21 protein-coding genes are annotated in these 20,687 nt (G+C 53.4%); 11 read left to right on the top strand and 10 right to left on the bottom strand.

Going from position 1 to position 20,687, the window contains the following annotated elements; all coding sequences use genetic code 11:
• Positions 1–5 precede the first annotated feature (5 nt).
• On the bottom strand, positions 6–620 hold the full coding sequence (locus BLQ17_RS00725; protein ID WP_092218764.1) for an IMPACT family protein: 615 nt from the start codon (positions 618–620) through the stop codon (positions 6–8).
• A gap of 101 nt (positions 621–721) precedes the next feature.
• A complete protein-coding gene (locus BLQ17_RS00720) occupies positions 722–1,375 on the bottom strand; it encodes an HAD family hydrolase (protein ID WP_092218762.1) in 654 nt (217 codons plus the stop codon).
• 140 nt (positions 1,376–1,515) lie between these two features.
• Here BLQ17_RS00720 and BLQ17_RS00715 point away from each other — a divergent pair, with 140 nt between their 5' ends.
• The 4 genes from BLQ17_RS00715 (at position 1,516) to BLQ17_RS00700 (ending at position 5,636) form a co-directional block, all read left to right on the top strand.
• Positions 1,516–2,085, top strand: coding sequence for an NUDIX hydrolase (locus BLQ17_RS00715; protein WP_092218760.1), 570 nt, complete (start codon positions 1,516–1,518; stop codon positions 2,083–2,085).
• A gap of 115 nt (positions 2,086–2,200) precedes the next feature.
• On the top strand, positions 2,201–3,709 hold the full coding sequence (gene lysS / locus BLQ17_RS00710; protein WP_092218758.1) for a lysine--tRNA ligase: 1,509 nt from the start codon (positions 2,201–2,203) through the stop codon (positions 3,707–3,709).
• Positions 3,710–3,735: 26 nt separating this feature from the next.
• Positions 3,736–4,965, top strand: coding sequence for a lipoprotein-releasing ABC transporter permease subunit (locus tag BLQ17_RS00705; protein ID WP_092218756.1), 1,230 nt, complete (start codon positions 3,736–3,738; stop codon positions 4,963–4,965).
• Positions 4,962–5,636, top strand: a complete 675-nt coding sequence (locus BLQ17_RS00700) for an ABC transporter ATP-binding protein (RefSeq protein WP_092218754.1) — start codon at positions 4,962–4,964, stop codon at positions 5,634–5,636. Before BLQ17_RS00705 ends, BLQ17_RS00700 begins: the two co-directional genes overlap by 4 nt.
• A gap of 47 nt (positions 5,637–5,683) precedes the next feature.
• Here BLQ17_RS00700 and BLQ17_RS00695 read toward each other — a convergent pair whose 3' ends face one another.
• Positions 5,684–6,301, bottom strand: a complete 618-nt coding sequence (locus BLQ17_RS00695) for a LysE/ArgO family amino acid transporter (RefSeq protein WP_245694908.1) — start codon at positions 6,299–6,301, stop codon at positions 5,684–5,686.
• 97 nt (positions 6,302–6,398) lie between these two features.
• Here BLQ17_RS00695 and BLQ17_RS00690 point away from each other — a divergent pair, with 97 nt between their 5' ends.
• Positions 6,399–7,286 carry a LysR family transcriptional regulator ArgP gene (locus BLQ17_RS00690; RefSeq protein WP_092218750.1) on the top strand — a complete coding sequence of 296 codons (888 nt, stop codon included), beginning with the start codon at positions 6,399–6,401 and terminating at the stop codon, positions 7,284–7,286.
• Between the two features lie 75 nt (positions 7,287–7,361).
• Here BLQ17_RS00690 and ybaK read toward each other — a convergent pair whose 3' ends face one another.
• Positions 7,362–7,832: a Cys-tRNA(Pro) deacylase gene (gene ybaK / locus BLQ17_RS00685; RefSeq protein WP_092218928.1), complete on the bottom strand. Its 471-nt coding sequence runs from the start codon at positions 7,830–7,832 to the stop codon at positions 7,362–7,364.
• A 96-nt stretch (positions 7,833–7,928) separates the two neighbouring features.
• The gene (locus BLQ17_RS00680; protein WP_143005403.1) at positions 7,929–8,696 is read right to left on the bottom strand and encodes an MlaA family lipoprotein; all 768 of its coding nucleotides are present in this window, start codon (positions 8,694–8,696) and stop codon (positions 7,929–7,931) included.
• 207 nt (positions 8,697–8,903) lie between these two features.
• On the opposite strand from BLQ17_RS00680, the gene BLQ17_RS00675 reads away from it, so the two are divergent.
• Positions 8,904–9,797 carry an amidohydrolase family protein gene (locus tag BLQ17_RS00675; RefSeq protein ID WP_092218746.1) on the top strand — a complete coding sequence of 298 codons (894 nt, stop codon included), beginning with the start codon at positions 8,904–8,906 and terminating at the stop codon, positions 9,795–9,797.
• Positions 9,798–9,823: 26 nt separating this feature from the next.
• Here BLQ17_RS00675 and lpxA read toward each other — a convergent pair whose 3' ends face one another.
• The 5 genes from lpxA to hisD all read right to left on the bottom strand — a co-directional run bounded on the left by lpxA (position 9,824) and on the right by hisD (position 14,924).
• Entirely contained in the window at positions 9,824–10,594 is a 771-nt protein-coding gene (gene lpxA, locus BLQ17_RS00670) for an acyl-ACP--UDP-N-acetylglucosamine O-acyltransferase (RefSeq protein ID WP_092218743.1), read from the bottom strand.
• A 179-nt stretch (positions 10,595–10,773) separates the two neighbouring features.
• On the bottom strand, positions 10,774–11,691 hold the full coding sequence (prs, locus tag BLQ17_RS00665) for a ribose-phosphate diphosphokinase (protein WP_092218740.1): 918 nt from the start codon (positions 11,689–11,691) through the stop codon (positions 10,774–10,776).
• A gap of 73 nt (positions 11,692–11,764) precedes the next feature.
• Positions 11,765–12,847, bottom strand: coding sequence for a 3-isopropylmalate dehydrogenase (leuB, locus tag BLQ17_RS00660; RefSeq protein WP_092218738.1), 1,083 nt, complete (start codon positions 12,845–12,847; stop codon positions 11,765–11,767).
• Positions 12,848–12,938: 91 nt separating this feature from the next.
• Positions 12,939–13,607, bottom strand: a complete 669-nt coding sequence (gene rsmG / locus BLQ17_RS00655; RefSeq protein WP_092218735.1) for a 16S rRNA (guanine(527)-N(7))-methyltransferase RsmG — start codon at positions 13,605–13,607, stop codon at positions 12,939–12,941.
• A 9-nt stretch (positions 13,608–13,616) separates the two neighbouring features.
• Positions 13,617–14,924 (bottom strand): histidinol dehydrogenase, encoded by a 1,308-nt coding sequence (gene hisD, locus BLQ17_RS00650; protein ID WP_092218733.1) that lies wholly within the window; start codon positions 14,922–14,924, stop codon positions 13,617–13,619.
• A gap of 448 nt (positions 14,925–15,372) precedes the next feature.
• Between hisD and BLQ17_RS00645 the strand changes: the two genes are divergently transcribed.
• From BLQ17_RS00645 to BLQ17_RS00625, 5 genes are all read left to right on the top strand, one after another.
• Positions 15,373–16,443 carry a radical SAM/SPASM domain-containing protein gene (locus BLQ17_RS00645; protein WP_092218926.1) on the top strand — a complete coding sequence of 357 codons (1,071 nt, stop codon included), beginning with the start codon at positions 15,373–15,375 and terminating at the stop codon, positions 16,441–16,443.
• Positions 16,444–16,502: 59 nt separating this feature from the next.
• Positions 16,503–17,525: a uroporphyrinogen decarboxylase gene (gene hemE / locus BLQ17_RS00640; protein ID WP_092218731.1), complete on the top strand. Its 1,023-nt coding sequence runs from the start codon at positions 16,503–16,505 to the stop codon at positions 17,523–17,525.
• A gap of 27 nt (positions 17,526–17,552) precedes the next feature.
• Positions 17,553–18,164, top strand: a complete 612-nt coding sequence (locus BLQ17_RS00635) for an HDIG domain-containing metalloprotein (protein ID WP_092218729.1) — start codon at positions 17,553–17,555, stop codon at positions 18,162–18,164.
• Between the two features lie 268 nt (positions 18,165–18,432).
• Positions 18,433–19,452, top strand: coding sequence for an amino acid ABC transporter substrate-binding protein (locus tag BLQ17_RS00630; RefSeq protein WP_092218727.1), 1,020 nt, complete (start codon positions 18,433–18,435; stop codon positions 19,450–19,452).
• 62 nt (positions 19,453–19,514) lie between these two features.
• On the top strand, positions 19,515–20,687 hold the full coding sequence (locus tag BLQ17_RS00625) for an amino acid ABC transporter permease (protein WP_092218725.1): 1,173 nt from the start codon (positions 19,515–19,517) through the stop codon (positions 20,685–20,687).

Raw genomic sequence — 20,687 nt, 5'->3', positions numbered from 1 at the left:
GCCCGCTACTCAAGCCCCGTCACCCGGCCGGAGGTAAGGTCTTTTAACTCGGCAATAAACAGGTCGCGAACCGTCACGTCCATGGTTATGGTGCAGGTGACAGAATCGAGGTAGCTGCACTTTTCAAGGCAGGCGCCCATGGTCGCGACAAGGTTTCTTACCCCCGCTTCAAACTGATAATGAAAAGAACAGGTGACGGTGACCCGCTCAACGTACTCCGCCAGCTGCGCCTGCTCGACAGCTTCTTTCACCGCCCTGGAATACGCCCGTACAAGTCCTCCGGTACCGAGCTTGGTCCCCCCGAAATACCTGGTCACCACCACGACCGCGTTGCCGATCCTGTTACGTTCGAGAATCGACAGCATCGGTCTGCCGGCGGTGCCGGAAGGCTCTCCGTCATCGCTGCAGTGAATGTCCAGCGGCGACAACGGATCTCCAACGATATATGCAAAGCAGTTGTGGTTGGCCCCTGGATAAAGACTGCTGATATTTTTGATGAACCGTTCCGCATCCACCTTCGACCCGGCGGTGGCCAGCGAGGATATAAAGCGGCTCTTTTTTTCATAAAATTCCGTTACCACATCCTCTGTTACCACCAGAAAACGGCCATTTTCCGCCATCACCTCTGCCCTGCCTCAACTTTATAAAAAAATTTAGGAATATTGGTTCGCCTGGTTTTCACGTCGAAAGGAAAAGAAACATATACTACGAAAACAATGACTTACCACTGGTAATTACTGTCAATGGTGTCGTACAGCAGGCTGCAGTCGGGCAGAACCACCGTCCCCGGAGGAAAATCCACATCGCTCTGGATACCGATAAAATCGAGGCCGGTTTCCCGTGACGCCTCGTAATCGGTGGTGGCATCGCCGACGAAGACACAGCGGCTGCAATCAAGATCGTACCGCTGCAGCAGGTGTCTGATATGCACAGGCTTCTTTGTCGGCGACCCCAGGATTTGATCGAAAAAACCTGCCAGATTCCGTTTGTCGACAATATGCTTGAGTTCCTGCTCGGGCGTACCCGAGACAAGGAAAATTTTCAGGTGCCCGGGACGCTTTTGAAAAAACTGCTCCACCCCCGCCACCAGCGATGTGGCGATCACCCGCTCCACCACCAGCCCCGAATAGTCCGCGGCCCACCTGTCAACCTCGGGTCTGGTCAGCGGCTTGCCTATTATCTCGCTGTGGGCATAGGCGATCTTGTCTATTCTGCTAATTCCGCCGTGAAGCCGGTGATGATGCAGAACTTTTTCGACCGTTTCGTTGTCGTAGGCGCCAAAAAGCGTCCTGAAGGCCTCGGTCTTGATAGCGGTGGAGTCGACGATGACCCCGTCGAAATCGAAAAAAATTGCTTCCAGTCTTTTGTTTTTCATACCGATGACTTGTTACCCGGGCAAAAATCAATTATTGGTGTTGTGACAGGCCACTGTAACATTAAAGACCATATACCGTTTCACTGTCGCGGTAAAGGCCAATCGTGCTTTACCCCAATGCGCTGACAATACAAAAAGTTATGACTACCAGAAACAACACTGAAGGGTGGCGGGAATCACAACCGCAAGCTCTTATACAGACCTCTGTGGGCAACCTGCTGACGTCAAGGGTTACCTGCAGCCGTAGCGGCAAGGAAAAAAACTTCTACCGGTTCGATTTTCCGGCATGGGTAAACATTGTCGCCCTCACTCCGGAACAAAAAATTCTGATGATACGCCAATACCGGTTCGGCTCCGGTAAAATGGAGTGGGAAATTCCCGGCGGAGCGGTCGAAGACGGTGAACAACCTCTTGCGGCCGGTCTGCGCGAGCTGCTTGAAGAGACGGGATACGAAGGAGAAAACGGCAGAATCATCGGCTCCGTATGCCCCAACCCAGCCCTGCAGAACAACAGTTGTTACACGGTACTGGTTGAGAACGTGCAGCGGATATCGCCACAGAACCTTGACGAAATGGAAGATATTTCGGTCGAACCGATGGCTATTGACGAGGTCATGAACATGGTCAAGCAGGGCACGCTTACGCACGGCCTTGTTCTCAACGGACTGCTGTTCTATTTCATGACCCACCGCCCGGATATCTTTTTCTGAAAACAATTGACAGAAAGCCAAAATCTAAGTAATTACTGCAACATTATTGTAACGAGACAACCAAGCGGCAGGATCCTGCCGCTTTTTTTATAGTTTTGACACCAACACAAATCCAATGACTGAAGAAAACCTGACCCTGGCACAACGCAAAGAAAAAGCCGAGTCTCTTGCAGCACTCGGCGTCAAGCTCTATTCCAACGGTTTTTCCCCTGCCAACACCGCAGCAGAACTCCACCCAAAGGGGGAACATCTCGGTCCCCAGGAAAAAGAAGAAGGAGGCGATGTCTACTCGGTGGCTGGACGGATCATGGCCATGCGCAAATTCGGCAAGGCGGCATTCTGCACTGTCGCCGACAAAACCGGCCAGATCCAGATCTACATAAAGCAGGACGTCGTTGGCAACGAACTTTTTGAATCGTTTAAAAAATGGGATATCGGCGACATAGTCGGCCTGGCGGGAACTCTTTTCAAGACAAAGGTAGGCGAGCTGTCGATCCAGGCAAAAGAGCTGGTGATGATCTCCAAATCCCTTCGTCCCCTGCCGGACAAATGGCACGGACTGAGCGATGTGGAGACCAGGTACCGCCAGCGCTACGTCGACCTGATCGTCACCCCGGAAAGCCGCGAGGTCTTCAAAAAAAGGGTGGAGATCATTCGGCTGGTGCGGGAATACCTCAACTCCAAGGAGTATATGGAAGTGGAGACTCCGATGATGCAGCCAATTCCCGGCGGCGCGACGGCCAAGCCTTTCAGGACCTATCACAACGCGCTCAGCATGGAGCTGTTTCTCAGGATCGCCCCGGAGCTCTATCTCAAGAGACTGCTGGTCGGGGGATTCGACCGGGTCTTCGAGATAAACAGGAATTTTCGTAACGAAGGTCTCTCCACCCGGCACAATCCCGAGTTTACCATGCTCGAATTTTACCAGGCGTATGCCACCTATGAAGATCTGATGGAGCTCACCGAAGATATGGTCTCCTCGATCTGTCAAAAGGTCAACGGTTCGATGAAAATTGAGTATCAGGGTACCATGGTGGATCTTTCCCCGCCCTGGAAAAAACTGACCATGGAGCAGGCGCTGGTAGAAATAGCCGGAATCGACCCGGACATTCTCAAAAACGATGCGCAGGTGATGGCCCTGGCCAAGGAAAAAGGGATCGAGCTCGAACCTCTGGCGGGACCGGGCAAGGCCAAGACAGAACTGTTCGAACTGCTGGTTGAGGAAAAACTGATCAACCCCACCTTCATCACCGCATATCCGACCGAGGTGTCGCCTCTGGCGCGAAGAAATGAGGACAACCAGGATATAACCGACCGGTTCGAACTTTTTATCACCGGCCGGGAACTGGCAAACGGTTTCAGTGAACTCAACGATCCAATGGATCAGCTGGCGCGGTTTGAAAAACAGGTCGCCGACCGCGGCGACGATGAGGAAATCCATCCCGAAGTCGACCTGGACTATGTCCGCGCCCTTGAATACGGGATGCCGTCGGCGGCAGGAGAGGGAATCGGTATCGACAGGCTGGTGATGCTCCTGGCCAATGCACCGTCCATAAGAGACGTTATACTGTTTCCCCATCTCAAGCCGGAACAGCAGTCGAAGCCGCAGGCCGACAGTCAATAGCGGACAACCCGGGCAGTAAAAAGATTATGACGTTTGAATGGTTTGTTGGACTGCGGTATTTGCGGGCAAAACATAAACACGGTTTTATTTCGCTCATATCCCTGATTTCGGTTGCGGGCATAGCGGTGGGGGTGACCGCGCTCATTGTCGTTCTCGCCGTGTACACGGGCTTTACCACCAGCCTCAGGGACCAGATTCTCGGCGTCAACTCCCACATCATTGTCCAGAAGTTCAGCGGGCCTATGGACGATTACCGGTTGGTCCGCGACCGTATCCTGAGCGTCGACAACGTCGTCGGCGCCACCCCGTATCTTTACAGCCAGACCCTGCTCAGCGGTAACGGCGGCGGCAGCGGCATAGTTCTGCGGGGGATGGATCCGGAGACGGCCGAACATGTCGTCGGTCTTTCGTCCCAGATGCTTGAAGGCTCGATCCACGACCTGGTCACCACCGGCAACGATCCGGTGCCAAACGTCATCATCGGCAAAAACCTTGCCGCACAAATGCAAGTGGGGGTGGGAGACCGGTTGCGGCTGGTTTCTCCTTCGGGTCCGCTCACGCCCATGGGAGTGATCCCCAAGATCAAGACCTGCGAAGTGTCGGGAATATTCGAAACAGGAATGTACGAATACGATTCTTCGCTCGCCTACATGTCCCTTCAGGCTGTACAGAATTTCCTCGGTCTCGACGACGTGGTCCACGGGATCGAGGTGAAGGTCAAGAGCAGGGCGCTTGACCGCGCCGACCAGGTTGCTGGTGCAATAACCGAAAAACTTGGCAACGGTTATATCGCCAAGGACTGGATGATGATGAACCGCAACCTTTTCGCCGCTTTCAAGCTTGAAAAGATCGGCATGTTCATCGCCATGACCCTGATCATCCTGGTAGCGGCTCTTAACATTATCAGCGCGCTGGTGATGGTGGTCATGGAAAAGAGCAAGGATATAGCAATCCTCAAATCGATGGGCGCCACTTCGGTGTCGATCATGAAGATATTTTTTCTTCAGGGCCTGCTCATAGCGATTGGTGGAACCCTTTTAGGACTGGGCGGCGGCCTCGGGCTTTGCGAACTGCTCTCGCGCTACCAGTTTATCGAACTTCCGACAAACGTCTACCCGATGACCACCCTGCCGATCAAGGTGCTCCCCCTCGATGTTGCCATCATCGTCGCCAGCTCCGTTGCCATCACCCTGCTGGCCACCCTCTACCCGTCGTGGAAGGCGTCCAAGGTACAGCCGGCTGAGGTCCTGTCATGACCATATTGCTGCAGACCAGGGACCTTACCAAGGTATACGGCAGCGGAGGAAATAGCCTCCAGGTCCTCAAGGGTGTAAACCTTACGGTGCAGGCCGGCGAGATGATTGCCATCGTCGGCGCGTCCGGCTCGGGGAAAACCACCCTGCTCCAGATTCTCGGAACCCTCGACACCCCGTCGGGGGGAGAGATTTATTACGAGGGAGAGAAGCTGCTGGATAAAAGCGCCAACGAACTTGCCCGTTTCCGCAACAGCTCCATCGGATTCATGTTCCAGTTTCACCACCTTTTACCCGATTTCACTGCACTGGAAAACGTGATGATGCCGGCACTGATAGGCGGCATACGGCCAAAAGCAATAGTTGCGTCAGCGTTGGACCTGCTTGCCCAGGTGGAACTGTCACACCGGGCAAACCACAAGGTTGGAGAACTTTCCGGGGGAGAACAGCAACGGACCGCGCTGGCACGAGCCCTCGTCATGAACCCGACCCTGCTGCTGGCTGACGAGCCCACCGGCAATCTCGATTCCCGTTCCGGCGATATCGTCTTTTCCCTGCTTCACCGGCTCAGCAGAAATCGAAACCTGGCAACCGTGCTGGTGACTCACAACACCAGGCTGGCCGAACAGATGGATTTTTGTCGCACCCTGAAAGACGGTCTTCTCAACTCCTGATCTTTTTGCATCACGACCTTTTTTCTCCTGTCCCTTTAAAACCAGGTTCAGACGGCCGCACCGTGTCTTACAAGCGATACACCAATGGTCCACATCACCCCACAGATCAGGCTGTCAAGAATCCGCCATGAGCGACGGTTGCCCAAAATCGGGGCCAGCACCCTGCCGCCAAGACTCAGACAGCCGAACCACGTAAAAGAAGCACACACCGCCCCGAGCCAGAACAGCAGTAGGGTCCGGTCCTGGAATTTACTGCTCACTGCACCGATCAGCACAACAGTGTCAAGATAAACATGGGGGTTGAGCAGCGTTACCGCAAATGCCATGAGTACCGCCTGCTTCAACGACTGGACCGGCTCTTCTGATGACTCAAGGGTGCCACCGCGCAGAGCCGACTGCAAAGAGCGCCAGCCGTAGCCGAACAGAAACAGCGCCCCGCCCCAGCTCACCCACCTGGCAAGAGCCGGATTTGCCGCTACCGTTTTGCCGACCCCGGCAACACCTACTGATATGAGTGCAACGTCGCAACATATGCATATTATGGAAATAATTACATAGTGTTTTCCCCGAACACTCTGGGACAACACAAATGCGTTCTGGGCCCCGATCGCAACTATCAGTCCACCCGACGTTGCAAACCCGTGAAAAAATGAGTGTATCATCATCGCTCCTCTACCTGTTTAGACCTTGAGAAATTATCGACGATGTAATAAAAAGTAAAATTAATTTATTTGTTATTTTATTAATTTTTCTAATCAAACCATGCTTGACTACAAACTTCTTGAAGCGATGGCGGCAGTTATACGCGAGGGCGGGTTCGACAAGGGGGCCAGAGTTTTAAATATTACGCAATCTGCGGTCTCCCAGCGGATCAGGCAGCTGGAGGAGTTGACCGGCCAGGTCCTGGTTATCCGTTCTTCACCACCTGAGGCCACCGCCGCCGGGAAAAAGATGATGATTCACTACCAGCAGGTCAGGCATCTTGAAGAAGATCTGTTGACGAATAATTTTCAGCAATCAGAGCACAACTTTACCACTCTTGGTATAGCTCTTAACGCCGACAGTCTCGCCACCTGGTTTCTTCCGGCCATAGCAACCTTTGCCAGGGAGGAAAAGGTATTGCTCGACCTTGCCGTAGATGACCAGGACCAGACCCACAAACTGTTAAAAAACGGTGACGTGGTGGGATGTATAAGTACCAAGAGCAAGCCTATCCAGGGATGCCGCACCATTTTCCTGGGCACAATGACCTACCACATGAGCGCGACCCCAGAATTTGCAGCAAAATGGTTTCCGGAAGCACTCACGGTACCGGATGCGTGCCGGGCACCTGCCGTAATCTTCAACCGCAAAGACGAGCTGCACGACGCGCTCTTTTCCCGCATGTTCGGCAAGACAATTACCGTTCCCGCACACTATGTTCCTTCAACCGAGACATTCATGGACTTTATCGTTGCGGGGCTGGGGTACGGAATGGTGCCTTTTCAGCAGTCCCGCCACCTCTTTGAAAGCGGGTGCCTGGTCGACCTGGCCCCTGGCAGCACCATAAATATCGACCTCTACTGGCACTGCTGGAACCTGCAGTCAAAACTTCTTGACAAGCTCTCACGGTTACTGATTTTTCAGGCGAAGGTGCTTCTTGACACCTGACTTGACGCATCCGCATACCGCACAAGACTGGCGGCAACAGCGGTCACATTGGCTGGAAACAACTTTTTATTAAGGTTAACGGCAAAGCTCGGAAAAAAGCGCGCCGGTCACGGATGCAAGATCAGTTGGTGCAAGCTCTACGTCAAGGCCGCGCCGCCCGCCGCTGATGAAGATAGTTGGGAAGTTTTTTGCCGAACTGTCGAGATACATCTTCAACCTTCTTTTCTGGCCCAGGGGGCTGACACCGCCCAGGATATAGCCGGTGGCTCTCTCGACATCCTGGCGCGGGGCCATAAAGGCTTTTTTGGCTCCGGCCGCCTTTGCCATCTGTTTCAAGTTCAATTTACACGCCACCGGGATAATCCCCACGGCCATATCTCCCCCGTCACCGAGCCCCACGACGAGGGTCTTGAAGACCCGTTGTTCCTTCACACCCAGCTTTTCAGCTGCTTCCATCCCGTAAGAACTGCTTGCGGGGTCATGGTCATACTCGTGTATTTTGTAAGGAATCTTCTTTTTCCGTAATATATTTATCGCGGGTGTCACAACAACCTCACAGCTCAATTCACTGTTTATTTACTTATCCAACATTTGACGGAGCAACACCACAGCTTGACACATTTTTCCCCAGCTGTGCAGCAGCTATTTCTTCTCTATCATTGCCTTGCGATACTCATAGTACGCCTGCCTGGATGCCGCATAGGGATCGACGGAATATTTTCTCAGATCCTCATAAATATCCGGGTTCAGTGAAAGGTCATTGATCCGGTAGACCGAATAGTAAATCAGGTCAACTTCCAGGTCGTTGTACAGATAGGGAATCGGATGTGTATAAGCGTCCACGGCCAGGCCAATCCCGTCACGAACAGATGAAGGACCCAAAAAAGGCCAGCAGATGTAAATACCCTCACCCGCCCCCCATTTGCCGAGTGTCTGACCGAAATCGGCCTTGGTCGGCTGAAGGTCGAACTCTTTGGAAGCTATGTCGACCAGTCCGAGCACACCTATGGTCGAGTTGATCAGAAAACGCTCAAGCACAATTCCCGACTGCTTCAACTCTCCCTGCAGGAGACTGTTGAGCAACCTGACAGGTGCTCCGAGGTTTTGAAAGGCACTGCCGAAGCTCTCCCGCAAATCCTCGGGAACAACCCATGTATAACCATCGGTGACCGGTTTCATCACCCAGTCATAGAGTTTATCGTTGAACTTGAAAAACATGCGGTTAACAGGCTCCAGAGGATCGTTTATGGTAACCTCTTCGCTGTAGTCGTAGTACTCCTCTTCACCATCCTGCATCTCGCTGTCAAGCAGGTCTGGTATATCGATTTCAGTGGTCATTTTATCGATGGCATACACTGAAGTTGAAAAACAGAGCAGAACGGAACATAGTATCGCTGGAATAGTTTTCATCCTGATTTCCAAGGGGTAGTGTTTATATAAAAACTGCCAAAAAACCCAGACAGGGTAACACAATATATACTCTTTACAAAGTTGCAAAACAAGCGGCTCAGATTTTTCACTATCTGTTTTATAATAGAAGTTAGGCGATAAATATGCAGCAAAAAAGTTGTTAGAACATCGTCGATAATTATCTCAACCACAAGGAGGGTTCACGCTATGCTGAATCCGCAGATGAAATCACTAAACGACCCGGAAGGACATTATGTACCAAGCAGGCTGCCGCCGGTAATCGACAGCCACGTACATATCTTTCCCCGTCCCCTTTTCGCTGCGGTCCGGAGATGGTTTGACGACCACGGCTGGACCATAAGATACCGCCTGCGCACAAGGGAAGTTTTCGACTACCTGCTCTCTCGAGGCGTAAGACACATAGTTGCGCTGCAGTACGCCCATAAAAAAGGTATCGCAAGAGGACTAAACGGATACATGGCCGAACAGTGCAAAATGTTCAGCGGACAGGTCACGGGCCTGGCGACAGTCTATCCCGGCGAAGAGGATGCGGTGAATATCCTTCAGGAAGCTTTTGACTCAGGATTGAAAGGGGTAAAGCTTCACGCTCACGTGCAATGTTTCGACATAAATCATTCTTCCATGGAAGAACTGTATGACTGCTGCATACAAAACGACAAACCCCTCCTGATGCATATCGGCCGGGAGCCCAAAAGCCCTGCCTACCCCTGCGACCCCTATAAAATCTGCAAGGCCGAAAAACTGGAAGAGGTGCTGCGCAATTTTCCCGACCTGAAAATCTGTGTGCCCCACCTCGGCGTGGATGAGGTGAGCCACTATCATAAATTGAGCAATCGATACGACAACCTGTGGCTCGACACGGCCATGGTGATAACCGACTACCTGCCTTTTGACAACAGGATCGAGCTTGTCCGTTATCGTACCGACAGAATCATGTACGGCTCGGACTTTCCCAATATCCCCTACGCCTGGGACAGGGAGCTCAGAGAACTGCAGGACAAGGTCCCTGGTGGCGACAATCTGCGAAAAATCTGTGCGGAAAACGCCGCCGTTTTTTTCAATATCGAAGAGTTCAGGTAACGTCCATGGCGGCAACCGCCAGGATGTTATCTGGTGACCCCGCGCTCGCTTGCCTTGATAAACCCGCAGAAGGCCATAGCTTCCTTGATGTCCCCGAACAAGTTCTCGATTTCTGTAAGTGCTTCTTCAGCAAGAAGTCCGGACCGGTAGTAGAGCTTGTAGACTTTTTTGATAACAGAAATTGTTTCTGCGGAAAATCCCCTGCGTTTGAGCCCGGTAACGTTAATCCCCATAACCCTTGCCCGGTCTCCCTGGGCCATGGTGTAGGGAGGCAGATCCTTGGCGATCATGGAACCGCCCGAAGCCATGACGTGAGCCCCGATACGGGTGAACTGATGGACCGCACAGACCCCGCCGAGAATTGCATAGTCTTCAACGACTACATGTCCCGCTAAGGTTGCGACGTTGGCAAAAACACAGAAATTGCCGATATGGCAGTCATGTCCGACGTGGACATAGGCCATGAACAGGTTGTTGTCGCCAATCCTGGTCACCCCGCCGCCTCCGCTGGTCCCTCTGTGGAGCGTGACCGACTCCCGGATGGTATTACCGCTGCCTATGATGAGTTCGGATTTTTCTCCGGCAAATTTCAGGTCTTGGGGTTGCGCCCCCACCGAGGCAAACTGAAATACACGATTGTTCTCACCCAGGGTAGTCCATCCCTCAATTACCACATGGGGGCCTATGTAACAGCCATTTCCTATCTTGACATTTTCACCGATAACGGAGTACGGCCCTATCTCGACGCCCTCACCAATCTCAGCTGCCGGATGAACGATTGCGGTTTCATGAATCATGCGTATGCCTTTTATATCTATACAAAAGATTTTTCAATATAGTGGAACGTACGAGCCGCTCCTGGATGGCGGCAGAAGGATATTTTCATCTACACCCAACCTGCAAGCAGGGGCGCAAAGTGAATCCGAATCTACCCGATCCAACCGTGAAAGACAAGCTTTTGAGCTCATGGACCGGATCAAATGTCCAGGTGGTCTTCGATGACATCGGACAACAGCGGCGCAATCGAATAGACGTCGAACAATGCGCCCTCCTGCTTTTCGGGGTACGAATCTGAACCGAGAATCCTGGTGATCGGCCCCCTGGCGAATTTTTCCATCGCCTGACCGGCCATTACCAGATGGGTGGCGTGGGCCATTACCTCCTTTGCCCCTGCCTCAAGGCAGCGCCTGGCCGTCTGGATAATAGATCCCCCGGTCCGGATCATATCATCGCAGATGATCGCCGTTTTTCCCCTGACCACGCTCGACACCTGTCCGACTATGGTCTTGTCGGTGTCGTACCGGTCTTTATCGGCCGCCGTGTGCGGGCAGTCGAGAAGACTGGCAAGCCTGGCCACCCGTTTTGAAAAACCGTAGTCGGGGGAAACCAGCACGTAATCGGTCAACCCGGTTTTCCTGATCTTTTCCGCCACCAGCTCATCGGTCCAGATATGACTGGTCCTGACCTCTCCGGCATGGGCGTGCAGCACTGCCTCCGAATGAAGATCAACAAAGGCGACATAGTTGGGCCGGGCTCTGAAGATCTGCCTGGTCCTGGTGATGCCTTTGGGGATTTCCTGGGAACCGGGTTTTGCCCGTTCCATGGTCGAATAGCCGAGGAAGGGGATCACGACGCTGATCGAGTTGGCATTCCAGAACCGTCCGCCCGAGATGAGATCAATCAGTTCCTGGTGAGATCTGTCGTCGTGGGTTACTCCAAGGATAACGAGATCCTTTCCGGCAATGGGTTCGGGGAATGCGTGATACCGCTCACCGTCGGCGAACTCTTTGTATATCATCTCCGTAAAAGGAATCCACATTCGCTCGGCAACCCTGTGGCCAAGAGGTGTGGAGGCCTGGTTTGCCACAAGAACCACGTTGTCTTTTTTTGACATATACCCCCCTTCGAGCAACCGGTCTGCAGATGGTCGCAGTTATCCACAGACCGGCATGAATCTGTTTTTGCGTTTATCGGGCCAGCAGTTCGGCGACGATCGCATCACCCATTTCCACGGTTGTAACCGCACTCTCCCTGTCACTTGTCAGATCCGCGGTCACGATTCCTTTTGCAAGGGTTGCACCGACAGCACCATCGATTGCATCGGCCGCGTCATCCTGTCCCAGGCTGTACCTGAGCATCATCGCTCCGGAAAGAATTTGGGCGATCGGATTGGCGATCCCTTTGCCGGCTATGTCCGGCGCCGATCCGCCCGCAGGCTCATAAAGTCCGAATTTGTCGGCGTTAAGCGACGCGGAAGCCAACAGCCCCATCGAGCCGGTAAGCATTGCCGCTTCATCGGAAACAATATCGCCGAACATGTTACCGCAGAGCATGACGTCGAACTGCTGGGGGTAGCGAACCAGCTGCATGGTGGCATTATCTACGTAGATATGGTTGAGCTCGACATCAGGATAGTCCCGGGCAACCTCCATGACAACCTCACGCCACAGCACCATGGTGGTGAGCACGTTGGCCTTATCGACCGAGGTCACTTTCTTGTTCCTGAGCCGTGCCGCATCGAAAGCCATCCGGGCTATGCGTTCGATCTCCGAACGCTTGTACCGCATGGTATCGAAAGCGAACTCATCCGGTCCCTGGCCTTCCCGGCCCTTGGGGGTTCCGAAATATATTCCCGAAGTCAGTTCCCGCACACAGAGGATATCAAATCCATCACCGACGATATCAGGACGCAGGGGGCACGATTTGGTCAAGGAGGGGAAGACCTTTGCCGGCCTGAGATTGCAGAACAGATCGAAGTGCTTGCGCAGCGGCAGCAGCGCGGCTCTTTCCGGCTGCTGATCCGGAGGCAGGCTCTCCCATTTCGGGCCGCCCACGGAGCCGAACAGGACAGCATCGCTGTTCTCGCACAGCTCAAGAGTCGCCTGCGGCAGTGCCGTCTTGTGGTTGTCGATGGCGATGCCGCCGACGTCGGCGTATTCATATTCCAGCTCGAAGGAATATTTTTCCTGTGCCGCATCAAGAACCTTTATGGCCTCTTTCATCACTTCAGGACCGATTCCATCCCCAGGGAGTACCGCTATTTTCTTCATATTATCACCTATTTATATATTTTTACAAGTATCAAACTGCATCAACATTGATTTGTCACGAAGAACCGGATCACGCTCATTGAAACGGCCTTCATGAACCTTTGACGTTAAACCGTAATATGGCTCTTTTGGCACCGCAAAAAGGCAGCACCCACTCCGCGACATCCGTCAACCCATATGGTGAACGGTCAATTACGGTCTGCGCCTTTTCCACCTCTTCTTGCCAGCGGGGACCCTTCATGAGCAGCAGTTCCGGCCCGGTTCCTCCAAACCTTTCCACCATCTCCAGAAACGGCCCCACTTCCGTTACCGCCCGCGAGGTAACGTGCGTTACCGTTGCGTCCTCAAGCAGCAAGGGGCACTCTTCAAGCCTGGCCGGATAGATGCGCAGCTTCTCAAGTTTGAGTTTTCTTGAGATGTGTCTTAGAAAACTCACCCTTTTTTGCCGCGGCTCCACCAGGGAAAGTGTCAGATCCGGAACCACCGCCTTGCAGACCAGTCCCGGGAATCCGCCCCCGGTACCGACATCCACCAGGTGAGCGCCACTCCGGGGCAGCATCGAGACCAGGGTCAAGCTGTCGAGAAAATGTTTCTCGAGAATCTGGGCGTCAGAGACCGATCGGGCAATCAGATTAACCTTTCTGTTCCATTTTTTCAGTTCGGAAAAATAAAGCTCAAGCCGGTCAAGACCAGAGTCACCGAACTCTATAGCAAGTCGCGTGGCACCTTCATGCAGCAGCCTGCGCAGTTCTTTTTCCATCTGATTCTTTTATTTCTCCAGCCGTACCGCAACCGAGTTGGCGTGAGCGGTCAACCCCTCAAGCCTGGCCAGGCGCATTATGTGTTCGCCGTCGTTTCGCAGCGCCGTTTTGCCATAACTGATCAGAGAACTTTTCTTCAGAAAGGTTTCCACCCCAAGCGCGGATGCAAACTTTGCCGTTCCCATGGTCGGCAGGACGTGATTCGGGCCGGCAAAATAGTCTCCGGCAGCCTCGGGGGTATTGTTGCCGAGAAAAATCGCCCCGGCATGTCGGATATGGGGCACCTGGGACCACGGATCGTCTATATCGAGTTCCAGGTGTTCGATAGCCGCATCGTTGGCCACATCGATCGCCTGCTCCAGATTTTCGGTAATGATAATGACCCCTTTGTTCTCAAGTGAGGTCCTGGCAACATCCTCCCTTTCCAGAACCACCAGCTGCTGTTCGAGCTGGTCGAGGACCTGGGCGGCAAGAGGTTCATGACAGGTGACCAGCACCGCGAGCGCCAGGGTATCATGCTCCGCCTGGGCAAGCATGTCCGCGGCCACGACTTTCGGGTCTGCAGTTTCGTCGGCGACGATCAACACCTCCGAAGGACCGGCGATCATATCGATGCGCACCATCCCCGACACCTGCCTCTTGGCTTCGGTTACATACTGGTTACCCGGTCCCACTATCACGTCGACTTTTGGGATGGATTCGGTGCCAAAGGCCAAAGCCCCGATCGCCCAGGCGGAACCCGCCTTGTAGATTTCGGAGATACCGATCTCCTGGGCCGCAACCAGAAGGTGCGGGGATACCGAACCGTCTTCCCCGGGAGGGGTAACCATAACCCTCCTGTTTACTCCGGCTATACCGGCGGGGATACCGTTCATCAGGACCGACGATACCAGCGGGGTTTTTCCGCTTTTTCCTCCGGGAACGTAAAGCCCGGCGCCATCCACCGGCCTGACCAGACGTCCGACCACGGTGCCGTCCTCCCTGGTCTGGATCCATGAATCCTCCATCTCCCGCTCATGGAAGCTTTGGATCCGTCCAATGGCAAGCTCCAGGGTGTGTAGGAATTCATCGTCAACCTTTTGGTACGCCTCGGTCATTTCCTGCAGGCTTACCGGCAGTGCAGAGGCGGTGAATCCGGGACAGTCGAATTTACGGCCATACTCAACCACAGCCTCGTCTTTTCGTGTTTTTACCGCTTCAAGAATCTTTGCAACCGCATCGCGACAGCTGGTATCGGCAGCCTCAAACCTCTCCAGCAGACGGCTGAGCACTGCTTCGCCTTCAGGGGTTCCCAGGGTAACGGGGGTAATTATCATTTTTCGCCTTCTTTTACTGTTTCTCTTAACTTGCTTCCTGCCTCACATCTATCTGGTTGGCCTGGTAAAAACCATGCCACGACTTTACAACACAGCACATCCCTGTAACTGCGGATGCACTATACGCCATTTGTAAGAAATTATAAAGTTACTCATCCCGCTTATCTCAAGCACCAGCGATTTATTTTCACCGGCACCAGGTTTTTGGGGGCCTCGACAAAGCCGCCACCATGTAAGAACACAGGGTGCAAGACGCGCGATGATGCCCGGCGGGGATGAGTGCGATGATCTCGCCCTTTATTTCCACAGAAAAGATAGTTACCATTTTGCTACAAACCTGGGTGATAACGGATCACCCGGCTGGACATCGAAAATCTTTCTGGTATTATCTGTGGTTACATATATGCACAATGATGTCAACCACTTTACTTTCACCCTGGAGCAATTGATGGAATTTGAACCCAAATGGATAGCCTGGGAAATAACCCGCCGATGCAACCTTAAATGCGTGCACTGCAGGTCCTCATCGGAAATCGAGATAACTGGCCATCCGGACTTCAGCCTTGAAGAGGGCAAACGGATAATGGATGACATCGCCCAATACGCCAGCCCCGTTCTCGTTTTGTCCGGCGGCGAGCCCCTGCTGCGCGACGACGTGTTCGAGATTGCCCGTTACGGGACCGACAAGGGTTTCCGGATGTGCCTGGCAACCAACGGAACCCTGGTAACAGACAAGACCTGTAAGGAGATCAAAGCGGCGGACATCAAGATGGTCTCCCTGAGCCTTGACGGGGCCAAGGCCGCAACACACGACAATTTCAGAAACCAGCAGGGGGCGTTCGAAGGAACCATGAATGCAATTGACCTGTTTCGACGGCATGATATCCCGTTTCTCGTCAACTCGTCTTTTACCGTGAGAAACCGCAAGGAGATACCCGATATCTACAAGCTGGTGAAGAGTCTCGGCGCCACCGCCTGGTATATGTTCATGATCGTTCCCACCGGACGGGGGGAAGATATCATGGATGAGCTGATCCCCAGGGAAATGTACGACGAGATCCTTGAGTGGCACTACCAGGTGGAGAAAGAGGAGAACGAGCTGCTCATGCGGCCGACCTGCGCACCGCACTACTATCGGATAATTAGGGAAAAAGCGAAACAGGCAGGGGAAAAGGTTGTGCGGAGAAACCTCAAATTTTCCACCGGCGGCTCCAAGGGCTGCCTTGCCGGACAGCTGATCTGCCTCATCGATGTCGACGGCGAAGTCCAGCCCTGCTCCTATTTCCCCAAATCGGCAGGCAACGTAAAAACCACCTCATTTAAAGATATATGGGAAAAATCAGAACTTTTCCTTCAACTTCGTGACTTTAAAGGGTATAAAGACAGTTGTGGAAAGTGTGAATATGTTTCGGTCTGCGGCGGATGCAGGGCCCGTTCCTATTCGATGACCGGCGACTTCCTCGCCCAGGAACCTTTCTGCAACTATGTGCCGCTCAAGATGAAAAACGGTCAATCCTGACCGGAACGCTTGTTGTTTTTTACCGAACAACTCAACCCTCAAGCAAGTAACCGCATATTATGAACGACACCTTTCTCAAGGCCTGCCGGGGCGAAAAAACCGACTACACCCCTATCTGGATGATGCGCCAGGCCGGCCGTTACCTCCCTGAATACCAGAAGGTTCGCGGCAACATAACGTTCCTCGAACTATGCAAGAACCCCGAACTCTGTGTCGAGGTAACACTCCAGCCGATCGATATCCTGAACATGGATGCGGCCATTCTGTTTTCCGACATTCTCATTCCCATGGAGGCAATGGGTGCGCCGCTCGAATTCCACGACGGACAGGGACCGGTATTCAGGGAAGTCGTACGGGATCAAGCCGCACTTAACAGGCTGATCGTTCCCGATGCAGACGAATCGATGCCCTTTGTAATGGAAACGATCCGGCTGCTCAGAAAAGAACTCAAGGTGCCGCTGATCGGATTTGCCGGCGCTCCGTTCACATGTGCCACCTATCTGATTGAGGGTGGCAGCTCGAAGGTGTTCTGGGAAACCAAAAAGATGATGTTCACCGCCCCGGAACTGTTTCACGGTCTGATGGATAAAATCACCCGGGCAACCATCGGATACCTGCAGGCCCAGGCCAGGGCCGGAGCCCAGGCCCTGCAGCTTTTCGACAGCTGGGCAGGAGTGCTTGCACCGTGCGATTTCGAGGAGTTCGCCCTCCCCTATGTCAAACGGATCATCGCGGCCCTGCAGCAATTCGACATCCCGCTCATCTATTTTGCCAACAACGGCGCCACCCTGCTGGAACTATCCGTATCCTCGGGGGCCGATGTCATCGGTCTGGACTGGCGCCTCAACATAGGTGACGCCATCGCCAGGGTAGGCAACAAGGCGGTCCAGGGAAACCTCGACCCGTTTTCCCTGTTGCTGCCAGAGGAAAAACTCCGGGCAAGAATCGCCTCGCTGCTTGATGACGCCAAGGACGCCAAGGGGCATATCTTCAATCTCGGCCACGGCATACACCAGTTCACTCCGCCCGAACAGGCAAAAATAGCGGTTGACGCGGTCCATGAACTGAGTCGAAAACGATAGTTCAACGGTACCCCCGGGGTGACGCACATGGTCACAAGGCCACCATCTGTCAGACAATGTCTCGATTATATCAAGCAGTACAACATGCTCGACAACATAAGAGAACATTCGTTCATGGTGGCCCGGGTGTCGGCTGTTATTGTCGATGACCTGCGCAGGGCGGGAATCACCCGGAAACCGGTAGCCGACAGGGACACGGTTATTGCAGGAGCCCTGCTCCATGATATCGCCAAGACCAAGTGCATCAAGGACGGAGGGCTTCATGCCGAAGAGGGTCAGCTGATCTGCAACTCTCTTGGGTACCCTGAAATCGGCGAGATTGTCGCCGAACATGTCATTTTGAAGACCTTTGCCGATAAAAAATACCGGCAGGGATCATTTGGCGCCAAGGAGCTTGTCTTTTACGGCGACAAACGCGTCCGCCATGACCAGATCGTTTCGCTACCGCAACGACTTGACTACATCATAGGCAGGTATGGCAATAATGATGCCGTGCGGGAAAATCACATCCGGGTCAATTTTGAAAAAGCCGTTGAGTTCGAGGACTATCTGTTTCGATATCTCTCCTTTGCCCCGGACGACCTCAAACAACTACTTGCCGATTCAACAGTGCTTAAAGAACTCAACATCCGGGACTGACTTCGTGGTCGGGATGCACTGTCGGCAACAACAGGGTATTCTCCTGACTACTGTTTGAAAACAGTCCCACCCGATTCCGTCACCTGACCTGAATTACAGGCCAAAGTTCTTGACACCTCCGTAGAATATTGGGATAACAATAGAATCAGATTCAACCGAAGCTTTCCTGCATATATTGAAAATATCATTTTTCAGCTTTTGCCATGGCTGCTCCATGCAGCCGCAACGTAGCAGATATCATTTTCACAACCACAAGGAGGCTAGTTTGATGAGACACGTAAAGCGAATTATACCGTCAATGGTTGCAGCAATCTGCCTGAGTGCTTCAGTTGCTGCGGCCGGAACACTGGACGACGTCAAAGCCAAGGGATTTATCCAGGCAGGTGTGAACGGTGACCTTTTCGGTTTTGCCAAGCCGGATGAAAAAGGAGTATGGAAAGGCCTTGACGTCGATACCGCCCGGGCAATCGCAGCAGCGGTCTTCGGCGATGCGGACAAAGTAAAGTACACCCCACTCACCGCCAAAACCCGGTTTACAGCGCTCCAGTCAGGAGAGATAGACGTACTCACCCGTAACGCCACCCAGACCCTCGGAAGAGACACCGCCCTTGGCCTCAATTTTGCCCAGGTCAATTTCTACGACGGCCAGGGTTTTCTCATTCCCAAAGCTCTCGGGGTGACAAGTGCCAAGGAACTGGACGGAGCGTCGGTCTGTGTTCTCCCCGGAACCACCACCGAGCAGAACGTCGCCGATTTTTTCCGCGTCAACAAGATGAGCATGAATCCGGTGGTTATCGAAAACACCGCCGAACTCTCTAAGACCTTTTTTGCAGGCCGCTGCGACGTAATGACCTCCGACGCCTCACAGCTTGCCGGCATCCGTGCTGTGGCGCCCAATCCCGGCGACTATGTCATTCTTCCCGAGATTATCTCCAAAGAGCCCCTGGCTCCGGCAGTACGGCACGGCGACGACCAGTGGAAGGATATTGTCAACTATTCCGTGCTGGCCATGATTGGCGCCGAGGAACTTGGCATAACATCAAAAAATATCGATGAGATGATGGCCTCCACAGATCCGAAAATCAAGCGTTTTCTCGGCGTAAGCCCCGGCAACGGCAAGGCCCTGGGACTCGACGAGAAATGGGCGTACAATATCATCAAGCAAGTGGGCAACTACGGCGAGATGTTCGAGAGAAACGTAGGGGTAAACACGCCGCTGATGATTGAACGGGGCCTCAACGCTCTCTGGACCAATGGCGGTCTCATGTACTCCCCACCCTTCAAGTAATTCACACTATAAATCAACCTTGCCCGGGAGTTTTTCTTCCCGGGCACTGCTTATAGGTGACCATGAACGCACAAGTCCCCGACAAGATCCCGTTCTTCAGGGATCCGTCCAAGCTCTCCGTTTTTTACCAGATAATGACGCTTCTGGGCGTTGTACTGCTGAGCTATTACCTGGTGAGCAACACCCTGGCCAACCTGGAAAGACAATCGATATCAACCGGGTTTGACTTTCTCGGCAAAGAAGCGGCATTTGAAATAGGTGAATCGCTCATCGACTATTCGGCGGCGGACTCCTACGGCAGGGCCCTCATTGTCGGATTTCTCAACACCCTGATCGTCTCGTTTATAGGCATCACACTCACCGTACTGCTGGGAACGGTTATCGGTATCGCCAGGCTCTCCTCAAACTGGCTGGTGGCCAAATTATCGGCGATCTACATTGAGGTTTTCCAGGACATCCCGGTCCTTCTGCAACTGTTTTTCTGGTATGCCTTCTTCTATGAAATCCTGCCTACACCCAGGCAGGCACTGGCCCCGCTGCCGGGGGTGTTCCTCTGCAACCGCGGCCTTATCTTCGGCGTTCCCCACTTCCACCTTGCCTATATTTACGCCGCGATAGCCTTTGGCGCCGGCATAATCTGCGTGATTTTCATCACCAGGTGGAGCCATAAACGCCAGGATGAGAGTGGCAAAATCTTTCCCCTCATAAGGGTTTCAGCCGTCATTCTCGTCGGCGCCCCCCTCCTTGCCTGGCTGCTTGGCGGCGCACCTGCCGAAATGAACGTGCCGGCGCTCAAAGGGTTCAATTTCAAGGGCGGTGTCACCATCAGTCCTGAGTTCACAGCGCTGCTGCTTGGCCTGGTTCTCTATACCGCGGCGTTTGTGGCAGAAGTGGTCCGGGCTGGAATCCAGTCTGTATCCAAGGGTCAGCGGGAAGCCGCCATGTCTATCGGCCTCAAGCCCGCCCATGTTCTCAACCTTGTTATCCTGCCGCAGGCCCTGAGGGTTATCGTGCCCCCGCTCACCAGCCAGATGCTCAACCTGACGAAAAACAGTTCCCTGGCGGTTGCCATAGGATATCCGGATTTCGTCTCGGTAGCCGGAACGACAATAAACCAGACAGGCCAGGCCATAGAAGGGGTCGCCCTGATCATGATCGTCTATCTCATTTTCAGCCTCTCGACCTCGGCGTATATGAACTGGTACAACAAGAGAATAGCTCTCGTGGAAAGATAA

It is taken from the genome of Desulforhopalus singaporensis, from assembly GCF_900104445.1.
Classification (GTDB): domain Bacteria; phylum Desulfobacterota; class Desulfobulbia; order Desulfobulbales; family Desulfocapsaceae; genus Desulforhopalus_A; species Desulforhopalus_A singaporensis.
Note: the sequence above shows the minus strand (reverse complement) of the source record. Positions and strands in the feature narration are given on the sequence as shown.